This window comes from Ruminococcus sp. AM42-11 (assembly GCF_003480145.1).
Taxonomy (GTDB): Bacteria; Bacillota; Clostridia; order Lachnospirales; family Lachnospiraceae; genus Blautia_A; species Blautia_A faecis.
The window spans coordinates 194,422-216,067 of the sequence record NZ_QUIO01000002.1 but is presented as its reverse complement, the minus strand read 5'-3'; the positions used below and the strand labels follow the sequence as shown (position 1 = coordinate 216,067).

At 42.9% G+C, this 21,646-nt stretch carries 23 protein-coding genes, 1 pseudogene and 1 riboswitch; of the genes and pseudogenes, 21 read left to right on the top strand and 3 right to left on the bottom strand.

All coding sequences use genetic code 11. The features are described from left to right. Positions 1-90: 90 nt before the first annotated feature. The 9 genes from DW904_RS02650 (at position 91) to DW904_RS02615 (ending at position 5,227) form a co-directional block, all read left to right on the top strand. Positions 91-393 carry an STAS domain-containing protein gene (locus tag DW904_RS02650; protein ID WP_118577945.1) on the top strand — a complete coding sequence of 101 codons (303 nt, stop codon included), beginning with the start codon at positions 91-93 and terminating at the stop codon, positions 391-393. A gap of 139 nt (positions 394-532) precedes the next feature. Then, positions 533-1,123 carry a 4'-phosphopantetheinyl transferase superfamily protein gene (locus DW904_RS02645; protein WP_226837789.1) on the top strand — a complete coding sequence of 197 codons (591 nt, stop codon included), beginning with the start codon at positions 533-535 and terminating at the stop codon, positions 1,121-1,123. 223 nt (positions 1,124-1,346) lie between these two features. Further along, the gene (gene rpmG, locus DW904_RS02640) at positions 1,347-1,496 is read left to right on the top strand and encodes a 50S ribosomal protein L33 (RefSeq protein ID WP_117853039.1); all 150 of its coding nucleotides are present in this window, start codon (positions 1,347-1,349) and stop codon (positions 1,494-1,496) included. A gap of 12 nt (positions 1,497-1,508) precedes the next feature. Then, positions 1,509-1,745: a preprotein translocase subunit SecE gene (gene secE, locus DW904_RS02635; protein ID WP_347562000.1), complete on the top strand. Its 237-nt coding sequence runs from the start codon at positions 1,509-1,511 to the stop codon at positions 1,743-1,745. Between the two features lie 16 nt (positions 1,746-1,761). Continuing rightward, complete coding sequence (gene nusG, locus DW904_RS02630; RefSeq protein WP_117852952.1) at positions 1,762-2,277, top strand: transcription termination/antitermination protein NusG; 516 nt, start codon at positions 1,762-1,764, stop codon at positions 2,275-2,277. A 68-nt stretch (positions 2,278-2,345) separates the two neighbouring features. Continuing rightward, a complete protein-coding gene (gene rplK, locus DW904_RS02625; RefSeq protein ID WP_117852954.1) occupies positions 2,346-2,771 on the top strand; it encodes a 50S ribosomal protein L11 in 426 nt (141 codons plus the stop codon). Between the two features lie 56 nt (positions 2,772-2,827). Beyond that, complete coding sequence (gene rplA / locus DW904_RS02620; protein WP_118577943.1) at positions 2,828-3,520, top strand: 50S ribosomal protein L1; 693 nt, start codon at positions 2,828-2,830, stop codon at positions 3,518-3,520. A gap of 634 nt (positions 3,521-4,154) precedes the next feature. Then, the gene (locus DW904_RS24870; RefSeq protein WP_347561999.1) at positions 4,155-4,781 is read left to right on the top strand and encodes a D-alanyl-D-alanine carboxypeptidase; all 627 of its coding nucleotides are present in this window, start codon (positions 4,155-4,157) and stop codon (positions 4,779-4,781) included. After that, a complete protein-coding gene (locus tag DW904_RS02615; RefSeq protein WP_347562002.1) occupies positions 4,727-5,227 on the top strand; it encodes a hypothetical protein in 501 nt (166 codons plus the stop codon). The genes DW904_RS24870 and DW904_RS02615 overlap by 55 nt, the downstream gene beginning before the upstream one ends. A gap of 82 nt (positions 5,228-5,309) precedes the next feature. On the opposite strand, the pseudogene DW904_RS02610 reads toward DW904_RS02615, so the two are convergent. Continuing rightward, positions 5,310-6,574, bottom strand: a pseudogene (locus DW904_RS02610) (iron-containing alcohol dehydrogenase). Between the two features lie 215 nt (positions 6,575-6,789). Between DW904_RS02610 and DW904_RS02605 the strand changes: the two are divergent. From DW904_RS02605 to DW904_RS02595, 3 genes are read left to right on the top strand one after another with little or no spacing between them, the layout of a single operon-like run. Then, the gene (locus DW904_RS02605; protein ID WP_118577942.1) at positions 6,790-7,065 is read left to right on the top strand and encodes a hypothetical protein; all 276 of its coding nucleotides are present in this window, start codon (positions 6,790-6,792) and stop codon (positions 7,063-7,065) included. 45 nt (positions 7,066-7,110) lie between these two features. Further along, on the top strand, positions 7,111-7,368 hold the full coding sequence (locus DW904_RS02600) for a type II toxin-antitoxin system HicA family toxin (RefSeq protein ID WP_118577941.1): 258 nt from the start codon (positions 7,111-7,113) through the stop codon (positions 7,366-7,368). Further along, on the top strand, positions 7,352-7,714 hold the full coding sequence (locus DW904_RS02595) for a type II toxin-antitoxin system HicB family antitoxin (RefSeq protein WP_118577959.1): 363 nt from the start codon (positions 7,352-7,354) through the stop codon (positions 7,712-7,714). Before DW904_RS02600 ends, DW904_RS02595 begins: the two co-directional genes overlap by 17 nt. A 111-nt stretch (positions 7,715-7,825) precedes the next feature. Here the strand turns inward: DW904_RS02595 and DW904_RS02590 are convergent, their stop codons facing one another. Together DW904_RS02590 and DW904_RS02585 are read right to left on the bottom strand one after the other, a co-directional pair. Continuing rightward, positions 7,826-9,031: a cation:proton antiporter gene (locus DW904_RS02590; protein WP_118577940.1), complete on the bottom strand. Its 1,206-nt coding sequence runs from the start codon at positions 9,029-9,031 to the stop codon at positions 7,826-7,828. Between the two features lie 53 nt (positions 9,032-9,084). Next, positions 9,085-9,157, bottom strand: a riboswitch (Fluoride riboswitch). Positions 9,158-9,299: 142 nt separating this feature from the next. Then, positions 9,300-9,725 carry a helix-turn-helix transcriptional regulator gene (locus DW904_RS02585; protein ID WP_118577939.1) on the bottom strand — a complete coding sequence of 142 codons (426 nt, stop codon included), beginning with the start codon at positions 9,723-9,725 and terminating at the stop codon, positions 9,300-9,302. 227 nt (positions 9,726-9,952) lie between these two features. Here DW904_RS02585 and DW904_RS02580 point away from each other — a divergent pair, with 227 nt between their 5' ends. The 9 genes from DW904_RS02580 to DW904_RS02545 all read left to right on the top strand — a co-directional run bounded on the left by DW904_RS02580 (position 9,953) and on the right by DW904_RS02545 (position 21,549). Then, complete coding sequence (locus tag DW904_RS02580) at positions 9,953-10,522, top strand: protein kinase (protein ID WP_243110267.1); 570 nt, start codon at positions 9,953-9,955, stop codon at positions 10,520-10,522. A gap of 5 nt (positions 10,523-10,527) precedes the next feature. Continuing rightward, positions 10,528-10,656, top strand: a complete 129-nt coding sequence (locus tag DW904_RS24460; RefSeq protein ID WP_279254379.1) for a hypothetical protein — start codon at positions 10,528-10,530, stop codon at positions 10,654-10,656. A gap of 54 nt (positions 10,657-10,710) precedes the next feature. Then, positions 10,711-11,958 carry a zinc ribbon domain-containing protein gene (locus DW904_RS02575; RefSeq protein WP_118577938.1) on the top strand — a complete coding sequence of 416 codons (1,248 nt, stop codon included), beginning with the start codon at positions 10,711-10,713 and terminating at the stop codon, positions 11,956-11,958. Between the two features lie 135 nt (positions 11,959-12,093). Continuing rightward, the gene (locus DW904_RS02570) at positions 12,094-12,762 is read left to right on the top strand and encodes a hypothetical protein (protein ID WP_118577937.1); all 669 of its coding nucleotides are present in this window, start codon (positions 12,094-12,096) and stop codon (positions 12,760-12,762) included. A 339-nt stretch (positions 12,763-13,101) separates the two neighbouring features. Further along, the gene (locus tag DW904_RS02565) at positions 13,102-16,233 is read left to right on the top strand and encodes a leucine-rich repeat protein (RefSeq protein ID WP_118577936.1); all 3,132 of its coding nucleotides are present in this window, start codon (positions 13,102-13,104) and stop codon (positions 16,231-16,233) included. Positions 16,234-16,344: 111 nt separating this feature from the next. Then, positions 16,345-16,707 carry a hypothetical protein gene (locus DW904_RS02560; protein WP_118577935.1) on the top strand — a complete coding sequence of 121 codons (363 nt, stop codon included), beginning with the start codon at positions 16,345-16,347 and terminating at the stop codon, positions 16,705-16,707. After that, positions 16,683-20,072: a leucine-rich repeat domain-containing protein gene (locus DW904_RS02555; protein WP_118577934.1), complete on the top strand. Its 3,390-nt coding sequence runs from the start codon at positions 16,683-16,685 to the stop codon at positions 20,070-20,072. The genes DW904_RS02560 and DW904_RS02555 overlap by 25 nt, the downstream gene beginning before the upstream one ends. Beyond that, positions 20,069-20,686, top strand: coding sequence for a hypothetical protein (locus DW904_RS02550; protein ID WP_118577933.1), 618 nt, complete (start codon positions 20,069-20,071; stop codon positions 20,684-20,686). The genes DW904_RS02555 and DW904_RS02550 overlap by 4 nt, the downstream gene beginning before the upstream one ends. Beyond that, a complete protein-coding gene (locus DW904_RS02545; protein ID WP_118577932.1) occupies positions 20,680-21,549 on the top strand; it encodes a hypothetical protein in 870 nt (289 codons plus the stop codon). The genes DW904_RS02550 and DW904_RS02545 overlap by 7 nt, the downstream gene beginning before the upstream one ends. Positions 21,550-21,646 lie beyond the last annotated feature (97 nt).

Here is a 21,646-nt window from a genome sequence, read left to right as displayed (position 1 = left end):
TCGTGTTGGAAGTCCCCTCCTGGGCCCGCTGCGTGATAACCCCGGAAACCCGTTGAGTGTGTTTCCTGTAACTTAAAGGAGGAAATTGTAATGGAAATTGTAAGTAAGACAGAGGGCAGCAAGGTAACTATGGAGATCACAGGATGGCTTGACACCCAGACTGCACCGCAGCTGGAAAAGGAGCTGTCAGCACTTGATCCTGGTACAACCAGCCTGGTATTTGACTTTGCAAACCTGGAATATATCTCTTCTGCCGGACTTCGTCTGGTAATCGCCGCTTATAAGAAGATGGCAGGCAAGGAAGGCTTCAGGATTGTAAATGTTTCTGATGAAGTGTACGATGTTTTCAGCCTTACCGGATTTGATCAGAAGATTAATATTGAGAAGAAATAAAGGTTGAATTCGTGCATGGCGAAGTGAACAGCAACCTGTCTGGAGCAGGCCTGGGGAATCTACAGTTGCTACCCGGTGCTTTTTATAGTAAGAAATGATAAAATTATATAGAATCAATATCAATACTCTTGAGGATCCCTTGCAGAATGAAAGTCTTTTGGAACAAGTTGGACCAGAGAGAAGAAAGAAGGTCATCCGGTATCTTCAGCCGGATGACCGAAAAAGGAGTCTGGGCGCAGGAATTATGATCCGGAAGATCCTGAATGGGAACGGACTTTCCGAAAGCAGCCTGAAATATTCCGAAAATGGGAAGCCTGTGGCGGATCATCTCCATTTTAATATCTCCCATGCCGGAGACTATGTGGTGGGAGTGGTGTCGGATGATGAAGTGGGATGCGACATTGAGCGGAATGTCAATGCGCCTCTGGAAATTGCGGAGCATTATTTCCATTCGACAGAGCGGGAATATATAGAAGCTGCTTCTGACCCGGGCAAAGCTTTTTTTACACTTTGGACCTTAAAGGAAAGTTATATGAAAATGACAGGCAGGGGGATGAGCCTTCCGCTTGATTCTTTCGAGATCATTCGAAAAGATCAGGGCTTTGTTCTGGGAAAATCACCGAAAAGACCAGGCTTTTTCAGGACAATGGAATTTGAGAATTATATTTTCTCAGTGTGCATGGAAAGTGATTTTTCTTTGCCGCCCAAGGGCTTTACAGAGCTTCTATGACTGGAGCGTGTTTTTTGCTGTTATCCGGCATGGATTGGAGCTTATTTTTAGTCAAAAATCCTTAAGAATTATATGCAAAAGACTTGACGGATATGTCTGCTGTGTGGTAAACTGTACAAGCGACATGGAAGTTAGGTCTTTTTTTTATGCCGAAAAACGGTGGCGGATACACCGAAAAGGCTGATTTAAGACCATGCAAATGAAAACACTGGAGGTGGAAGTTGTGCGCGTTAGGATTACATTAGCATGTACAGAGTGCAAGCAGCGTAACTACAATATGACCAAGGAGAAAAAGAACCATCCTGAGAGAATGGAAACCAAGAAATATTGTAAGTTCTGCCAGAGACACACAATGCACAAGGAAACAAAATAGTCACTTTAGATTGTGAGGTTAGGCTATGCAAGAAAAAGAAAAATCTGCAGGCAAGACCGCCAAGCTAAGGAGCCGAAGAAATCCTGGTTCCAGGGGCTGAAGGCAGAGTTCAACAAAATTGTCTGGACAGACCGCGATACACTGATGAAACAGTCAGTTGTTGTTATTGTCATAACCGTAATTCTCGGTGCGATCATCAGTGTGATGGATGCAGGCATTCTGGAATGCATTAATCTTTTAATCAAATAAGGACAAAGGTGATTGTATGTCAGAAGCAAAATGGTACGTTGTCCATACCTATTCCGGTTATGAGAACAAGGTAAAGGCCAACATTGAGAAGACAATTGAAAACCGACATCTTGAGGATCAGATTCTGGAAGTACGGGTTCCTCTGGAAGACGTTGTGGAGATGCGTAATGGTGTTTCCAAGCAGGTCCAGAGAAAAATGTTCCCAAGCTATGTTCTTATCAACATGGTCATGAACGACGATACCTGGTATGTTGTCCGGAATACCCGTGGAGTGACTGGGTTTGTTGGTCCGGGATCCAAGCCTGTACCGCTCACAGAAGAGGAAATGAAGCCGCTGGGCATCAAAGATGAGACTGTCCGCGTTGACTTCGCTGAGGGCGATACCGTAGTAGTAACAGGCGGAGCCTGGAAAGAGACTACAGGTGTTGTGACTGCCATCAATCCGCAGAAACAGCTTGTAACGATCAATGTAGAGATGTTTGGACGCGAAACACCGGTTGTGATCAGTTTCGCAGAAGTTCAGAAAATGTAACAGACAAAGGTAACACAATATCGTGGGAGGGACATACCCCCGCCAATACCACATAGGAGGTGCCGAAAATGGCAAAGAAAGTAACAGGATATATCAAATTACAGATTCCCGCTGGTAAAGCAACTCCAGCACCACCTGTAGGTCCGGCTCTTGGACAGCACGGTGTAAATATCGTTCAGTTTACAAAAGAGTTCAATGCGAGAACAGCAGATCAGGATGGTATGATCATTCCTGTAGTAATCACTGTTTATGCAGATAGAAGTTTCAGCTTCATAACCAAAACTCCGCCGGCTGCAGTTCTTCTTAAGAAAGCTGCAAATATCAAATCCGGTTCCGGCGTACCGAACAAAACAAAAGTTGCTAAAGTTACAAAAGCTCAGGTTGAGGAGATCGCTCAGCTTAAGATGAAAGACTTAAATGCAGCATCCATCGAAGCAGCAGCAAGCATGATTGCTGGTACTGCAAGAAGTATGGGAATTGAAGTAGTTGATTAATCACAAATAGTAAGTGGGAGGGCTTTTCCCCGCAAATACCACAGGAGGTTATAGAAATGAAACGAGGAAAGAAATACGTGGAGGCTGCTAAGGCAGTTGACCGCGCAACATTATACGATACTAATGAAGCTATCAGCTTAGTTAAAAAAGCTGCTGTTGCCAAATTTGACGAGACTATCGAAGTTCATATCCGCACAGGCTGCGATGGACGTCATGCAGATCAGCAGATCCGTGGTGCAGTAGTTCTGCCACACGGTACAGGTAAAACTGTTCGCGTTCTTGTATTCGCTAAGGATGCAAAAGCTGAGGAAGCTAAGGCTGCAGGTGCTGATTTCGTAGGCGCTGAGGACCTTATTCCGAAGATCCAGAATGAAGGATGGCTTGACTTCGACGTTGTTGTTGCAACTCCAGATATGATGGGTGTTGTTGGACGTCTTGGTCGTGTACTTGGACCGAAAGGTTTAATGCCTAACCCGAAGGCTGGTACTGTAACTATGGATGTTACAAAAGCTATCAATGATATCAAAGCTGGTAAGATTGAGTATCGTCTTGACAAATCAAACATTATCCATGTGCCGATCGGTAAAGCTTCCTTTACTGAGGAGCAGTTAAGCGACAACTTCCAGACGCTGATTGGAGCTATTGTAAAGGCTAGACCTAGCACACTGAAAGGACAGTATTTAAAGAGCGTTGTTATTGCTCCGACAATGGGTCCTGGAGTGAAGATCAACCCGATCAAGTTAGCTTAATAGATGAAAATGAAGAGCACTCACCGCGAGGTGGGTGCTTTTTGCGTTTCTGAATAAGGTACGCCAGTGCAGGGTGGAGTGCTGGGGGACTGGTGGCGGAACCTTGCAGGGTCTAAGGCGGCGGACGGTTGCTAAGGGCGCCAGTCAGTGCGGCAAACTCGCTCCTGCGGAGCTCAGACAGTGCCGCCCTGCCTGGCAACGCAACCGTCCGCCGCCTAAGTCCCTGCAAGAACCCGCCACGAAGCCCCCCAACACTCCACCCTGCACTGGCTGGTTGTTTAGGAGGGACGCGGGCGCTTCGCTGCGCTGGGAGCGGTGGGGTGGTGGGTGAGGTGCTGGAGGGGGGGAGAGAGGGAATCTTTTCCGCTACTTTTATTTATTTGGGGGGAGAGATTCTTTTTTGGTGCTTTTACTCATTTGGTAGAGGGCGATCTTCTGCTTTCGTTTTCTTTCATTGGGTAGAGGAATCTTTTTTCCCTGCTTCACACATTTGGTAGAGAGGAATCTTCTTTCACCTGGGAGAGGGGATATCCTCTCTTTCTCTTTTTTGAGAAATTATAGGAAAATTAGAGAATGGTTTAGTAGGATGGGATGGTGTATAATGTAAGGACTAAATGAAAGGTGGTGCTTTGCAGTGGCGGAGTATAGAGATAGACGAAAGGAAGAGGAGCGCGTGAAGGCGGTGAGAAATGACCGGGGCGCTCTGATGAATGAGCGGAGCAGACGGGTTCAGATTGAGAGGAAGAAAAAACTTCGCAAAAAGAAGCAGAGACGGAGAGTACTGGTTAGTGCACTGGTGGAGGTTTTAATTCTGACGGTGTTAGCCATTGCATTTTGCTGGAATAGAGGGTTAGAGGCGAAGGTGTCGGGGCTGACAGGGTGGTTTGATGGACCGCCGGTAACGGGACTGGATATGTCGGGAGTGAATAGTTCAAATGTGGTATTGATGGATGTGAAGAGTGGGAAAGTGATTGGGGAGATGAATGGGGAGGAGAGGATTTATCCGGCTTCGATGACGAAGATTATGACGGCAATTGTGGCATTGGAAGCTTTTTCAGATTTGGACCGGGAGATTACGCTTAGTGAGGATATTTTTTATGCATTGGATGGGCAGGATGCGACGCAGGCGGGATTTCAGCCGGGGGAGAGTGTGAGGATCCGGGACCTTGTTTATGGAGTGATTTTGCCTCGGGGGCAGAATGTTGTCTGGCGCTGGCAAATGAAGTTTCGGGGGCTGAGGCGGACTTTGTGGAGAAGATGAATGCTAAGGCGAAGTCTATTGGGATGAAGAACACCCATTTCGTGGATTGCACAGGGCTGCATGATCCGGAGCATTATAGTACGGCGTATGATATTGCACTGCTGCTTAAGTATGCGCTTCATAATGATACGTTCCGGGATGTGATCGAGAGTCATTTTTACTCTACGCCGGGGACAAATGTGCATCCGGATGGGATTACGTATTATAGTACCATGTTTAAGAATATGTCGGATACAAGCGTCACCGGTGGAGAGATCCTGGGTGGTAAAACCGGTTACACCTCCGAAGCCGGACATTGCCTGGCCAGCTTTGCTCAGATTTACGACAGGGAGTACATCCTGGTAACCGCCGGCGCCGCCGCAGACGCCACCGGGGTGCCGCACATCCTGGACGCGAAGACGATTTATAACCGACTGGGCAAAGCGGTGTCACAGAAGCAAAGTTAAAATACATATCATAAGAAAGGAGCCCCTGTAGGCTGTCAAAAATAGACAGCCTACAGGGGCCTTTTAAAAATTTAAAACAGGATTATTTTGCCATCTTTAAGATTGCTGCAATATCCTCCTTCGTCAGCGGCTGGAAAAATCCAACATGTCCATTTCTTCCGAAAACACATTTCTCAGCCATTTCCTCAATCTGGGTGTCGGTTGGGTGGATGCCTAGTTCGGTGAGGGTGGTTGGCATGCTTATGGAGTGACACCAGGTTTCCCAGGCGGTGATTGCTGCGAGGGCAGCGGTATCCGTGGATGTAAGTTCTGGATCAGTGATGATCGGCGAAGGTTTAATTGGCTGCTCTGGGGCATCCGAATTTGGAGTAATATTTGTGGAGCTTGAAATATTAATTCCGAAAACTTTTTTACCAAACTGTGCAAACCTTCCCGGATTTGTCTTATATACATATCTCGCCCAGCTTCCCCAGACAGCTGCAAGTCCGGCGCCGTGAGCCACATCAAACATACCGCCAAGCTCATGTTCAATCTTGTGTGTGGCAAAATCAGATATACGTCCGGCACCAGTCAGACCATTATGAGAAAGGCTTCCAGCCACATAAGAGTAGCCCGGGCTTCATAGTTTTCAGGCTCCTTTACAGCAATCTGGGCTGCATCACGTACAGAAACCATCAGTCCCTCTGCGATTCGGTCAGTAAGGCTGGTGTCTGTGTCAGTTGGGGTAAAATAGCGCTCCATAGTATGCATCATGATATCAGCAGCGCCGCTGGCAGTCTGATAAGCCGGAAGGCTGTAGGTCAGCTCCGGGTTCATAATAGCAAATTTGGGGCGTGCGCAGTCATGTCCATAAGAACGCTTCATCATGCCATCTTCAATTGTAAGAACCATAGAAGAAGACATTTCAGAGCCTGCGGCTGCGATTGTAAGAATAACGCCGATGGGCAGGTTTTTATCTGTTTTTATACGTCCATAAAGCAGGTCTTCCATTTCAAAATCATTGGCAATTCCGTAACCGATTCCCTTAGCTGTATCAATTACGCTGCCTCCGCCAATGGGAAGAAGGAAGTCAACACCTTCTGCACGTCCAATGCGGATCCCCTCTTTTACCAGGGAAAGACGTGGATTAGGTACAACGCCGTTCAAATCCACGTAGGAAAGCCCGGCATCACTTAAACTCTTATGAACTCTGTCCAAAAGCCCGGAAGTTTCAATATGTCCGCCCTTTTTTCCATAAATGATCATAACCTTATGTCCGCCAAACGCTGCAACCTGTTTCCCAACCTCACTCTCACGCCCAGCTCCAAACAGAATCTTAGTAGGAGTGAAAAAATCAAAATTTATCATAAGAAAATTCCTCCGTTAAAATATACAACAGTAGATTTTTTATTCTGAGCCCATTATATAGTAGGATTTGAAAAATATCCATTACTTTTGCGAATTCGGTCATCTATGTTAAAGTCAAAATTATGATATTTGTATATTCTTATAAATGACTTGACAATATTACTGCTATATTGATAAACTAAATATATAAAAAATATACAACAAGGAGGCAAAAAATGTCAAAAGAAGACCTTGGAAAATTGATCGATAGTAAGAAATTTTCTAAAACGATGTATTGTTACGGAGATGACAAGCTTGGAAATTTTATTAAAGAAATATATTTTGATGGTATGAGAGAGGGATATAATTTAGCAAAATTTAGATTGGAGCTGCTTGATGGGATGCCATTTGATGCAGCTGATGAATATTGGGGTAATAATATGGAAAAAATTAGAAACATTTTGAATCTATGTAAACAGTATGATGAGATTGACAAACAAAAAAATGATTGACACCATATGTAACACCACATATAATGTGAATAGGAGATATAATAAATGTCAAAATGGGATAAACTGATAACACGTATATGCAATTTATCGAAAGACCTCCGATTTGACGAATTGCGGAAGGTATTGGAAAGTTATGGATATGAAATGAATGCACCGAGAAGTGGAAGCAGTCATTATACGTTTAGAAAACAAGGGTGCACGCCAATTACAATACCGAAGCATGAACCAATCAAGAAAGTGTATGTAGAGATAGTAAGACAGATTGTGGAAGGCGAGGTGAAAAATGATGAAGACGTTGAATGATTATATGGTAATGTCCTATCGTATGGAAATTGTGGAAGATAAAGACGAAGGCGGATTTGTAGTTTCTTATCCAGATTTACCTGGCTGCATTACTTGCGGAGAAACTTTAGAACGTGCAGTGGCAAATGCGGTGGATGCGAAAAAAGCCTGGCTTGAGGCTGCATTAGAAGATGGGATAGAAATTCATGAGCCAGACAGCTTGGAAGATTATTCGGGACAATTTAAGTTGAGAATACCTCGAAGCCTGCATAGATCATTGGCAGAACATTCTAAGAGAGAAGGAATCAGCATGAATCAATATTGTGTATATCTTCTTTCCAGAAATGATGCAGTATTCTCTAAGTAAAATTGTCGTAACGATTCAGAGATAGAGAACTCAAACAAATATATGTAACTGAAATAGAATAGTGAAAAAGGCATCCTCAAACGAATTTGTGTAAGGGTGCCTTTTGCTATTTTAGCTACACGATTCTCGTTTCAGCAGCCTCTTATAACTGCAATCCATCCCAATCGCTCCCAGCGGCGCGGTGATCAGAATGCCCAGAACTGCTACGGAGAGCACGATCTGTCCGCAGGAGAGGCCCATGGCCATTGGGACGGAGCCGATGGCGGCCTGGACGGTTGCTTTGGGCAGGTAGGCAACGGAGCAGAACAGCTTTTCTTTTGCGGTCAGGTTGGTTCCGGCTACGCAGAGGGTGACGCCAAGAGTTCGGAACAGCAGGGCGGCGAAGATCATAGCCAGGGCTGCAGGACCTGCTTTCAAGGTATAGCGGATATCTACGGATGCACCCACAAGTACAAAAAGCAGGACTTCAGCAGCCAGCCACAGCTTTCCGAATTTCTGGGAAAGACGGGCGGAGACGGAAGGGGTACACTTCAGCTTTAAAACGCAAGCCATGCTTACCACAGCCAGAAGCCCGGAAATAGAAACCACCGGTTTCAGCCATGTCTCAATAGACATCAGTAGGAAAGATACGCCCATTACCACGATCACCTTCATACTGTTCCGCACCATATGGCTGTGTGCGTAAGCCGTCTCGAAAAATAGGGAAAGAAGATAACCAGTCACACTTCCAAGTACAATACCCAGGACAATGGAAACCGGAATGTTGATAAAATCCTTCACATGTGCACTGCCGCCCTGTGCCATAGTAGAAAATGTGGAAAACAGTACGATCACATAAATATCATCACAGGAAGCACCAGCCAGGATCATCTGGGGAATGCTTTTGACTGTGCCGTAATTTTCCTCCATCAACTGTACCATTCTTGGGACAACCACAGCCGGGGAAACGGCGCCCATTACGGCACCCATAACAGCAGCTTCCAGTCTGGTGATCCCCAGAAAGTAAGGAGCCAGCAAAAAGTATGCCAGAATTTCAAAGGTAGCCGGGATGCAGGACATCATGATCGCAGGCCGTCCCACTTTTTTCAGGTCAGCCAAATTCAGGGAAAGTCCGGCTTTTAATAAAATAATGATCAGAGCGATCTGCCGCAGCTCCGAGGAAATGGAAAGAATGGATGGATCCAGCACATCCAGTACATAAGGTCCCAGGAGAATACCGGTGAGCAGCATTCCGATAATACGGGGCAGCTTCAGTGCCTGGCAGATTGCTGCCAGGGAAAGGCCTACAAGAAAAATAAAGGCTAAAGATGTTAACATTGTTATAAATTCCTCCTTTTTACGCAGAAAAGCTGATGCTTTCTGCGATAATTGTTATCACAGAAGTCATCAGCTTGATAAGCGGTTCGGGATGATCCCAGGGAGACATTCATTCCCCTTTGGTTCTGGTGGTATAATAGCACATTATAAAAGCGGTGGCAAGAAGAAATTGTAAATCAAATTACAACTTTTGTGCTGCACAGCAACGTGCTTCGCAATATATAGAATCTAAGTTTTGTATTATTAGGCGTCGGAGGGGGGAAGAGAATTAAAACAACGTCTCCTCATTCTCCTCAAAAAGTTTATCATTAATTTCAAACAATTTAAGTCCATGCAACAACCCATAATAGATAATGGCGTCTCTCTTTAATTTCGGATAAAGTTGCGCCATTCCACAAAGCTTCAGCAACTCTTGTGTTTCTTCAACTGTCGCTTCAAGCCCGTAACACAGGCACAGCAGACGGTTCCGTGAAGGATTTCGGCGACCTGCAAAAATCTGGTGCAGATAAATTTCACTCATACCGGCCTGTTTGGCAAGCGCTGCCTTTGAGATATGCTTTTTTTCGAACAGACGGTTTAATAATTCTGCCACACTTTTATTTTCAAACTGTTCCTGATTCTGAGAAAGGAACTGATTCAGATCCGGGGAGTCCATAAGCTCCTGCTGCAAACCATCTGTATTTTTCTTTTTCATATTCCGCGCCTTTACAATAATTTATCAATAAGTTAAAATATTTCTAACAATATACTCAAATAAAACTATACTATAAACAATTCTGAAAAACAATATGCAGTCAGCATAGTGGTTGCTGCTCCCCAGCAGCTGTGGGAGCACCATAGGTGAGGAACAGCTGACTTTCATAGCGCAACATGTTACGTACATGTACGTTTGGGGAATAATAGTTGGTGATAAGGAGAAATATGGACATTTATGACAGTCTTTTAAGCGCAGTTCATGACGAATATGACCAGATCCGGCTGATCAAAAAAAGCGAGCGCGGAGAAGTAATCCTAGTACGCCACCTGGCAAGCGAAAACCGCTATATTTTCAGACATTTTTCTGGCAGCAGTGAAGTATACCAGAAACTTCTCTCCATTTCCTGTCCTAATCTCCCTCAGATCATGGAGGTCGGGGAAAAAGAGGGAAAAACAGTTCTGTTGGAAGAATATGTGCAGGGTGACACCCTTGGTGAGATTTTGCAGGGCGGCCTTTTGACTGCAGCACAGGCAAAGCAGATCACCCGCCAGCTGTGCAGCGCATTGTGGGTGCTTCATTCCATGGGAGTGGTACATAGGGATGTGAAGCCAGATAACGTGATTATACGCGGAAAAGAAGCAGTTCTGATCGATTTTGATGCTGCCAGAATCTACAAAAATGAAAACCGGGAAGATACGCAGATTCTAGGGACAACAGGCTTTGCAGCGCCGGAACAGTATGGACTTTCCCAGTCAGACGGACGGCTGATATTTATGCGCTTGGAGTTTTGCTGAACATTATGCTGACCGGAGAACATCCTTCCAGGAAGCTTGCCAGTGGCAGAATGGGCAGGATCGTCCAACGCTGCACCATGGTAAATCCGGAGAAAAGGTACAAGAATATCCTTCACTTGATGGAGGTTTTATAAAACATATGGCTTGGGGAAAAGGAGCCTGTAAACTTATAATACAAGGAGAAAAATATGAGTAAAAAATGTGTGAAATGCGGACAGCCTCTTCCGGACAATGCCTCTTTTTGTCCTCATTGTACAGCTGTCCAGACAGAAAAACAGGAAGTAAAAGCACCGAAGCGGTGGAAAAAAGCGGCTTTGAGCGTAGCAGCAGTTTTGGTGATTGTGGCAGCTGTCGGGGCAGCTTTTTCCCTGCATCACCGTCCGAAGTCCTATGAAGGCGGGGCACAGGTGGTCTATACGGATAAAGGAAAATCCTATAAAGTGCTGTTGAGTTTTTCCGAGAGTGATGGTGTAACAGGGCATGCCCAGGGCGAACGTACTGATACACTGGCGCAGGGAATGCAGAGTGCTCTTCCCTGTCAGTTATATGTTCTGGATCAGGAGACTGGAGAATTGGCGTGGGAAGAATTTTCGGAAAAAGTGGAATCCTGTAAGGTGGACACAAAACCTGGAGAAAATTCCCAGAAAGCAGAATATATAGAACCGATCCATAACGAAAGTTTTCTAAATGCGGCATACGTTTCGGATATTATCTATTCTTCAGATAGTGGCACCAACGATATCTTGTGGAACCTGACTATGAAAAACGGAGACACCATTTCTCTTAGTACACGGCTTACCATTGAAAAGCAGGCGGCAGTTACCTATTTTTCAGAGGATACGCCTATGGAAACTACGGAGGAACTGAATGCGCTGTTGGCTTCTATTGAAGAAGAGGTGCCATCGGAGACACCGGTATATCTCCACCTTTCGGCAGTAACTTATGATGGTGATGTTGTTTTTGGAAATCATGTGTGGGGGATTTATGGCAGCGCAGATGGGGATGATGCGACCACTTTTACAGGAACTGTCAGCATGCGCGGTTTGAATGGAAATTATGCGGAGTTTTCGGGAATACAGTTTAAGGGGAATTCTGGAATCGGGCTGAACGCATATTGCTTGGTTTTGCTTTCACAGTGTAGTTTTGATGGCTGGGATACAGCTGCAATTGCCAATAATGGAGCCTGGGTAAATGCAACGGACTGTACTTTTACCAATAATAATATTGCGCTGAAATTCAACAGCAATATGGCCTATGGTACATCACCCAGCTATTTGAACAATACCTTTACCGAAAATGGAACTGCAGTGTGCATTGACAACTTACCTGGAAACGAAGTCCTGGATTTCGCTGGAAGTATTTTCTCTGGAAATGACACAGACATTGATAATAAGACGGAGCACTCTGTTGATACGGCGAAAGCGACTTTTGAATAATTTTGGTCGCAAATCAGGCTGTGGGTAGCGTCTGATTTGAAAACTATGCTGCCAGATAATTGTTTTTATTTCTGCTTTATTTTATAATGAAATATCTATTTATTTAGAAAAAATAGTAAAAAGGAGAAGGACTTTATGAAAAAGAAACTTATGAAAAAAGGATTGCTTCTATGGGTTGCCTGCTTTATTTTTTCCATGTGTTTTATCCCATTTGAAGCGAAAGCTGCGACAGATTCTGCACCGAAGGTTGAGAAAAGAATTGTCCGTTACAGATCTACCTATGTAAATGATAAGCAGGTATATCTTGAAAATTTAGAAAACGGTAAAATAACTTCTGTAAAATCTTCCAACCGTAACGTGGCGAGAATTGAAAGTGTAGGAAGGGATTATTTTACTTTTGAAAATACCAAGTTAGGCTCATCAAAAGTAACAATAAAAGTTAAAAAGAATAAGAAAATATATACCTTAAAAACAACGATTGTTATAAAAGAAGCCAGACCTGTCCAGTATCTGAAGGTAGATGGGAAAAATGTTTTTTCTGTAAATAACAAAGGTTCAGTTTGGATCTATGACAAGAAAAGTAAACACAAGGTTTCCTGGAAATTGGCAAAAGGCTGGAAACTGGTATTTGCAGGGTATAGCTACGATGCAACCAGTTATGCTGAAAGCAGAGACCGCAAGATGAAAAATGGCGGATCTATTCGCCACAGAAGTACTGGTGAATGGGTTAGTCTTAGGGTAAAAGACAAAGAAGGCGTCGAGTATAAGCTTAATATACATTTTGCCGGAAAATCCTATTCATAAAAGCAAAGCGAAACGTGAAAAGGAATACATAAAATACAAATAAGTAAAGTCATATATTGAAAAAGAAGCTGGAGCATTCATTTAAAAGGTGAGTGTTCCAGCTTTTTTTGCAGAAAAACTTTTTCAAATACACTCTAAGATATGCTGCCAGGTAATTGTTTTTGTATGAAGGTAGAGTTATGATAAATCATCCGACTGTAAAAGCTTGGGGAGAACTTATGGTTAATTCCTACATTAAAAGTGCTAATTTCGACATTGAGTTGATAAAAATGACAAATCGTGTACACTTACAAGTAGGAGTGATTTAAAAAGAATCTAAAAAATGGAGGAGGAAACTTAATGAAAAGGAGCGAATTGGCTAAAAAGGGGTTGGCACTGGTACTGACAGCAGCGATGTGCGCACAGCCACTGATCGTTTCTGCAGAGGAATTTTCATTCCAGTCAGAAATGGAAGACGCGGTAGTGATGGAGGCAGAACCAGAACAGGTTGAAGAAAGTGGAGATGTAAAAGGATTCGAAGATGCCGACGGATTTCTGTTAGATGATTCACTGGATGACGTAGATGGAATGACAGGGGATGCCGAGGGTGAAGCAGAAGAAACCGAGGCTGACGGCGAGACAGATGAGTTTGTGGCAAGCCTGGATGAGCGTGCGGCTGGGCTGGATATTGATGAGTCTGCGGCGACGGTGATTGAAGGTAATGTGGAAAATGCGGAAGGTCTGACATGGAGACTGGATGTGAATGGAGTGTTCTATCTGGATGGAGAAGGAGAATTGCCAGATAATGTATTTTTGCAATTCAAGTCAGATGGTGCATGGGTACAGTTCGATGATTATACCATCACCTCTTTGGTAATTGGAAGTGGGGTAAGCGGATCATTATCTGGTTATTATTTTGGAGAAGATGTATATTCAAATGTACAAAATATCATAATAAAAGATAGAACAAATGGAACTCAATTAAAAGATATATTTTTCGGATACAATTATACTAATTTGCAAAAAATAGTTATAGGATCCGGCGTATTAGCTATTGGTTATCAAGCATTTTATGATTGTGCATCATTGAAAGAGGTAATTATTTCAGATGGTGTTGAAAAAATTAATCAGTATGCATTTAAAGGATGTACATCATTGGAAGAAGTGATAATACCAGATAGTGTTAAGACATATGAAATGGATAATTGGAATAGAGGATATACATTTTATGGTTGTACTTCTTTGAAAAAGGTTGTATTAAGCAAGAATGCAAAAGTAATTCCTGATGGCATGTTTAAGGATTGTACAAGTTTAGTAGATGTTGCTATACCGGAAGGGGTTACATCAATTGTGGGCGGAGCTTTTTATAATATAAGTTCCGAAGCTAATTTACTTATTCCAAACAGTGTTACGTCTATAGGTTATTGGTATGACATGCCAGAGTGTAAGGTAACAATGCCATGTCGTTTTGCATTTAAGGGCGGGTTATATAAACGTGAAGGCTATTCTTTCTATCATATGAATGGCGAGAATGATCAGGATGATGACAACTGTACTGTGTGCCGTCGAACTGGAAGTTGCGGAACGGATTCCACATATATTATGACGCTTAGTGGAAAAGTTACGGTAAGCGGAACTGGAACTGTATCGGAATTTGATAGTGATAATGATGACGTTACATCAATTATTATTGAAGACGGAATTTATTATGTAAACAGTTTTGGCTATTGTAAAAATCTGGAGAGTGTTAAAATTGGAGATTCCGTAAAGACTGTTAATGCATTTTGGAACTGTGACAATTTGAAAACAATTACGATTGGAAAGGGTTTGGAAAATGATTTTACTTTCCAGAATTGTCCGAAACTGGAAAGCGTGATCATTTCCAACGAAAATCCAAATTACACAAGCAAAGATGGCGTAATATACAGCAAAGATGGAACAAGATTGGTTTATTATCCTGCAAACTTACAGGGAACTGAATATGTGGTTCTTACTGGAGTAACCCAAATTTCCCGAAATGCATTCTATTACAACCAGAATCTGAAAAAGATTGTTGTTCCAGAAACTGTACAAGCCATAAGCAGTTATGATGATAGTGAGGTTCTGTTCAGGTATTGTAAAAATTTGGAAACCATCGTTTTAAATAATACAGTAAATAATGTGCCATATGATTTTTGCTATAATTCAGAATCACTTAGTGAAATTGTAATTCCAGAAGGCGCAGAAAATATTTCAGGTGAAGCGTTTAGATACTGCAAAAATTTGAAAACAATTACATTGCCAGCATCTATAAAAAGAATTAGTGATGCGGCATTCGATGGCTGTTCCAGCCTGGCCACTGTTCATTATTTAGGAACAGCTGATCAGTGGAAAGCAATTGAAATATCTCAAAAGAACGAATTTCTAACTGATGCAAATATCCATTATTGCACTTTGATTAAAGATAACGCAGGCACTTGCGATAATGCTGGAACTCGCGATTATAGCTGTGCAACCTGTGGAACAACCTTCACTGTAAACGTTCCAAAAACAGAGCACAATTATTCTGATTGGGAAGTTACAAGAAAAGCTACCTGTACTTTGGAAGGTGAGGAGACTTCCATTTGTAGTAAATGTGGAGATACAAAACACCGTTCTATTGAAAAAGAGTATCATGATTATGATTGGGTCAGCGGTGTAGATGCAACATGCGAAAAAGAAGGAAGAACTGGATATTACAAGTGTCGCAATTGTGGAGTTGTAGAAGAACAGGCAGAAGTTATCCCTGCAAAAGGTCATAGCTACTACGTTGCAAACCGGACTGAGCCTTCCTGCACTGAGAAAGGCAAAGAAGTTGACCGCTGCTCTAATTGTGGGAAAGAAGTTACCAAAGAGCTGCTGGCAAGAGGACATCAGTATAATACAGCTACACATTATCCAGCAACTGTATTAGCACCGGAAACCGTCGTTAAATATTGTGTGGCATGCGGTCATAAAGAGAAAACCGAAACCGGTTCCAAACTCCCGGCAACCATTTCCGTAAACACCACCAGCATCACCTTGAAAGTAAAACAGGCAACCACAAAAGTTCAGGTTTACAACCTCACCCCTGGTGATGCAATCAAATCCTGGACTTCCAGCAACACCAAGATCGTAAAAGTAACAGATTCCGGAAAGATCATTGCACAGAAAAAGACCGGAACAGCCAACGTTACTGTTACACTGCTGAGTGGAAAGACCGCTACTATCAAAGTAAAAGTCCAGAAAGGTGCTGTAAAAACTACAAAGATCAGCGGCTTAAAGAACACTACATTAAAAGCAAAGAAGAAACTTACTCTGGCACCGGTTATCTACCCAATCACCTCTGTTCAGAAAGTTACCTATAAATCATCCAACAAGAAGGTAGCAACTGTCAGCAGCAAGGGTGTGGTAACTGCAAAGAAGAAAGGAAAAACAGTTATCACAGTAAAATCCGGAAGCAAGAAAGTTTCTATCAAGATTACTGTAAAATAAAGATCCGAAGCGCAGAGGCTGGCAGGTTCAGCCTCTGCTGTCACAAAAAGTCCTTGGTGAAATGCTAAGGACTTTTTGCGACAGATAATAGAATGACTATGGAGGTAAAATGTGAAAAGAAAAATTCAGTTGCTCGTACTGGCAGCAGCCATGAGCTTAAACTTTTCTGTGCCAGTCCTGGCAGAGGATATAGAGGGAATACAAAGTGAAGAAACATTCGAAGCTGGTTTTGAAAGTCGGTCCGTAATTATAGAAAATGAACCTTCTGAAAACGGATCTTCTGAGAATGAAACCTTCGGAAATGAGCCTTCCGATGAGGACGGCATGGACGATGGTCAGGAGGATGAATCAATTGATGGGGAAGTAACAGAGAAACTGCCTAATGAAGGCTTTTTTCCGGACCTGAGACAGAAGAAAGTTTCGATGAGGCATCTGAAGACGAATCTGAGATGGAAGGTGAAACGTCAGATATAGTCATGTTTGCAGCTGCTGCAAGCGGAAGTTGTGGAACGGATGTGAAATGGGCGTATTCTAATGGTACCTTGAAAATTACGGGTACAGGAGCTATGACTGATTATTCCAGGTGGAGTGTTGCACCGTGGTATTCCTATCGAGAGCAAATCACAAAAATTGTGATTAGTGAGGGAATTACATATATCGGGAATAGGGCATTTATTTCGAAGAGTTGTGAAAAAATATATTTTCCAAGTACGTTAACAGGAATTGGCTCTAATTCTCTTGTACTTGAAAAAATTACTGCAATTGAAATTCCACAGAGCTTAACGGATATTACAAACCTAAGCTGGAGTCTCATGCCGTGGCTGGAATGCATTAGCGTAGCAGATGGAAATACAGTTTTTAGCGCAGTTGACGGTGTACTGTTTGCGGGGAAAACGCTGGTGCAATATCCTTGCGCCAAAAGCGATTCTTCTTATGAGGTTCCAGATGGTATAACTGCACTGGAAAATAGAGCTTTCAGTGATGCTGCCAATTTGCAACAAATTAGTTTGCCAGATAGTTTGACTAAGATTGGGGATTATGCATTTGCTGATACGGTCAGTTTAGCGGAAATTACAATTCCCTCGAATGTAAATACATTGGGAGATTATGTATTTTTTCATGCTAGTGCACTGTCAAAGGTTACGTTCCTGGGTTCGTCCCAGATGTATGCGACAGGAAATTCTTTTTCTAACTGTTCTGTAAAGACAATATGCGGATACGATGACGCTTCTATATATTATAAAAGCAGTAGAAAAACTTTGACGCTGGCGAATTTGGCAAGTAATATAAATGCATCTTATGCAAGTCTTGGATATGCCAGAGGAGAAGATAAGTTTTGCAGTTGGGAATTAAATAAAGATGGGGAACTTCGTTTTACCCCGAAGCAAATGTGCGCTGTATCAAATCGATATCTCCTTGACACATATGGACGTATAAAAAAGGTGGTAATTGAAGACGGTTTTACTTCTATTGCCCAAAATGCTTTTTCAAATTTAAGAAGTCTGGAAGAAGTTGTTATTCCAGATTCTGTGACGTTTATTGATTATACTGCCTTTTCGAATTGCCAGAGTCTGAAGAAAATCAATTTACCAGATTCCATAACAGAAATCAGGGGTGGAGCATTTTGCAAGTGTTCATCATTGGAAACTATTACAATTCCAAATTCTGTTTTAATCATGGGAGAGTCTGTGTTTGAAGAATGCAGAAATCTCACTTCTGTGACGTTATCTGAAAATCTGACAGAGATTCCGTACCGGACTTTTGCATATTGTACTAAGCTGAGCACAGTTATAATTCCGGGAAAGGTTGAAACGATAGGAGTTAGTGCTTTTTTTGGTGCAGGCCTGACAGATATTGAAATTCCTGAAACTGTGAGAGAAATTAAGGGAAATGCGTTTTGGGGGAATTCTTCACTAACGAAAATTTGGGTTCCAAATGGTGTTGTAAAAATCGGGGAATATGCATTTAGCGACTGTGCGAGTTTGTGGACGATTTCTTTGCCTTCCACTGTTACAGAAATAGGTGGGTCTGTATTTTATGGATGTAAAGATTTAAGAAGTATCAGTCTGGATCAGTATAATCAGAATTTTACATCTTATAAAGGTGCTTTGTTTAATAAAGATAAGACCGTTTTGCTTGTGTATCCAGCAGGAGGTACTGGAAGTTATACAGTCCCGGATGGCTGCAAAGTGATAGGTGAAAGCGCTTTTGCTTATTCGAAATTAACAGAAATTGTTATTCCGGAAGGTGTGACAGAAATTTCGGACAGTGCATTTTACCGGTGTTCAGAATTAGCCCAAATATCACTTCCTACATCTCTGAAAAGTATAGGCAAGAATGCTTTTGGCTATTCTGGTTTGAAATATATAAATATTCTGGAAGGTGTAACCAGCATTGGTGAATCTGCATTTTATGAGTCTGAGATTTACGTAATAGAGCTGCCACGTACATTGAATTTTATCGGTGACAGAGCGTTTATTAGCCGCAATCTGAAAGATGTTGTATATAGCGGAACGGAAGCTGAATGGGGAAATATATCTGTCGATTACAGTGTTAATCCATATTTAAAAAATGCGACAAAACATTATGCCGTTGTTGCCAGCGGAAAATGCGGTGATAGTGCGTACTGGTACCTGGATCAGAACTATGTGTTGACGATTGCAGGAAGTGGCTGTATGTATGATTATGAGCCTGATAATCAGCCCTGGTTGAATTTACGGGATCAGATGAAAGGCGTTATTGTCGGCGGATCCGTGACAAAAATTGGAAGAAGTGCATTCTATTTCTTCCCGGATATGGAAACCATCACCATAGGAAAATCTGTTACAGAGATAGGAAATGCAGCGTTTAGTAAGTCAAAGATAACGTCAATCACCATACCGTCAACGGTTAAAAAAGTGGACATATATTGCTTTTATGAATGTGAAAAGCTGCGTGAAGTGACGATAAAAAATTCGGCAATTGAACTTGAAGATACTACTTTTGGATATTGCACTGGTATGACTGATATTTTCTTTTCAGGAACCTCAGGCCAGTGGACAGATATTGTAAATAAAGCATCAGCAAGGACGTGGCCAAATCCTGTTGTTCATTATGGCGGCAGATGTTCGTCTGGTTATGCAAAGAAAACTATTAATAAAAAATTAGCTACTTGCTCTGCTGATGGCTATACCGGCGATCTGGTGTGCAGCACATGCAGCGCTGTTATAAAGAGCGGAACTGTGGTTGAGAAATTAGAGCATACTGTAGGGGAGGCAGTTAAAGAAAATGAAGTTGCAGGAACCTGTATCGCTCATGGAAGTTATGACGAAGTAGTTCGTTGTACTGTTTGTAATGAAGTGCTTGGGCGTAAGACCGTTACCACAGATTTGGGAAATCACAATCCGATTGTGGATGAGGCGGTAGTTGCAAGCTGTACGGAGAAGGGAAAGACGAAGGGAAGCCATTGCTCTATCTGTAATAAAGTGCTGGTAGAGCAGAAGGAAATCCCGGCAACAGGACATCAGGAAGTGAAGGATGAAGCTGTAGAAGCCACCTGCACGACTGTAGGAAAGACCGAGGGAAGTCATTGCTCTGTCTGCAATGAAGTGCTGGTGGCACAGAAAGATGTGCCAGCAACAGGCCACAGTGAAGTGAAAGATGAAGCTGTAGAAGCCACCTGTACAACAGCGGGAAAGACGGAAGGAAGCCATTGTTCTGTTTGTAATGAAGTGCTGGTAAAACAGAAGGAAATCCCGGCAACAGGCCACAAAGAAGTAAAAGATGAAGCCGTAGAAGCAACATGCACGACAGCTGGAAAAACCGAGGAAGCCATTGTGAGACCTGCGGAGCTATCTTGAAAGAGCAGGAAGAAGTCCCGGCGCTTAGTCACAAAGAAGTAAAAGATGAAGCCGTAGAAGCAACATGCACGATAGCGGGAAAGACGGAAGGAAGCCATTGCACGACTTGTGGAGCCGTTCTGAAAGAGCAGGAAGAAATCCCAGCACTGGGTCACAAAGAAGTGAAAGATGAAGCTGTAGAAGCAACATGTACGACAGCCGGAAAAACCGAAGGAAGCCATTGTGAGACCTGCGGAGCTATCTTGAAAGAGCAGGAAGAAATCTCAGCGCTTGGCCACAAAGAAGTAAAAGATGAAGCCGTAGAAGCAACATGCACGACAGTCGGAAAGACGGAAGGAAGTCATTGCGCGACCTGTGGGGAAGTGCTGAAAGAGCAGGAAGAAATTCCAATGCTTGACCATAGCGAAGTAAAGGATGAAGCCGTAAATGCCACCTGTACGATTGCCGGAAAGACGGAAGGAAGCCATTGCGCGATTTGCGGAAAAGTCCTGGAAAAACAGGAAGAAATCCCAGCGTATGGCCACAAAGAAGTGGAAGATGAAGCCGTAGAGGCACCTGCATTACCAGCGGAAAGACAGCTGGAAGCCATTGCACGAACTGCGGAAAAGTGCTGAAAGAGCAGGAAGAAATTCCGGCGTTCGGTCACAAAGAGGTGAAAGATGAAGCCGTAGAGGCCACTTGCACGACCGCTGGAAAGACGGAAGGAAGCCATTGCGAGATCTGTGGAGCAATCCTGAAAGAGCGGAAAGAAATCCCGGCTCTTGGCCACAAGGAAGCAAAAGATGAAGCCGTAGAAGCTACCTGTACGACTGCCGGAAAGACGGAAGGAAGCCACTGTGCGATCTGCGGAGCTATTCTGAAAGAACAGAAAGAAATCCCTGCAATCGGTCACAAAGAGGTAACAGATAAGGCTATAGAAACCACCTGTACCACTGCTGGAAAAACGGAAGGAAAACATTGCTCTGTATGCGGTTTAGTGCTGAAAGAGCAGTATGAACTTCCTGTGACCGGTCATGCAGAAGTTATAGTCAAAGGAACTCCGGCAACCTGTACAGAAGCAGGAAAAACGGATGGCACAAAGTGTTGCGTATGCGGAACAATCATACGTCAGCAAACTGAGATTGCCCCGACACATAATGTGAAAAAATGGAAAGTAACTAAGAAAGCCACCGTTTTGAAAGCAGGACAAAAGACCGGAAAATGTTCTGTCTGCAAGAAAACAATAAAACAGACAATTGCAAAACTTCCGGCAACGATCAAGGTTCGAAAAACAGTAACCATTAAAGTGAAGAAATCCACTACCATAAAAGTAACATATGGTAAAGGAGACAGCGTTAAATCCTGGAAGTCAAGCAACAAAAAAATCGTCACAGTAACGAAAAAAGGCAAAATAACCGGAAAGAAACGTGGAAAAGCAGTTCTCACCGTAAAACTGAAAAGCGGAAAATCTGCGAAAGTGGCAGTAACAGTTAAGTAAAGTAAAAACAGGAACGTTCACTTAATACATTAGGTGAGGGTTCCTGTTTTGGTTTTAGCAGCGCAAAAAGTACACTTTTTCTAAGTACACATTTGGG

Coding starts and splice junctions, on each gene's coding strand:
- DW904_RS02595 (WP_118577959.1), top strand. CDS start 7,352: ATGAAGACGTTGAATGATTATATGGTAATGTCCTATCGTATGGAAATT.
- nusG (WP_117852952.1), top strand. CDS start 1,762: ATGTCAGAAGCAAAATGGTACGTTGTCCATACCTATTCCGGTTATGAG.
- DW904_RS24460 (WP_279254379.1), top strand. CDS start 10,528: ATGCTGACCGGAGAACATCCTTCCAGGAAGCTTGCCAGTGGCAGAATG.
- DW904_RS02575 (WP_118577938.1), top strand. CDS start 10,711: ATGAGTAAAAAATGTGTGAAATGCGGACAGCCTCTTCCGGACAATGCC.
- rplK (WP_117852954.1), top strand. CDS start 2,346: ATGGCAAAGAAAGTAACAGGATATATCAAATTACAGATTCCCGCTGGT.
- DW904_RS02565 (WP_118577936.1), top strand. CDS start 13,102: ATGAAAAGGAGCGAATTGGCTAAAAAGGGGTTGGCACTGGTACTGACA.
- DW904_RS02570 (WP_118577937.1), top strand. CDS start 12,094: ATGAAAAAGAAACTTATGAAAAAAGGATTGCTTCTATGGGTTGCCTGC.
- DW904_RS02600 (WP_118577941.1), top strand. CDS start 7,111: ATGTCAAAATGGGATAAACTGATAACACGTATATGCAATTTATCGAAA.
- DW904_RS02590 (WP_118577940.1), bottom strand. CDS start 9,031: ATGTTAACATCTTTAGCCTTTATTTTTCTTGTAGGCCTTTCCCTGGCA.
- DW904_RS02580 (WP_243110267.1), top strand. CDS start 9,953: ATGGACATTTATGACAGTCTTTTAAGCGCAGTTCATGACGAATATGAC.
- rplA (WP_118577943.1), top strand. CDS start 2,828: ATGAAACGAGGAAAGAAATACGTGGAGGCTGCTAAGGCAGTTGACCGC.
- DW904_RS02650 (WP_118577945.1), top strand. CDS start 91: ATGGAAATTGTAAGTAAGACAGAGGGCAGCAAGGTAACTATGGAGATC.
- DW904_RS02585 (WP_118577939.1), bottom strand. CDS start 9,725: ATGAAAAAGAAAAATACAGATGGTTTGCAGCAGGAGCTTATGGACTCC.
- DW904_RS02555 (WP_118577934.1), top strand. CDS start 16,683: ATGGAAGGTGAAACGTCAGATATAGTCATGTTTGCAGCTGCTGCAAGC.
- DW904_RS02605 (WP_118577942.1), top strand. CDS start 6,790: ATGTCAAAAGAAGACCTTGGAAAATTGATCGATAGTAAGAAATTTTCT.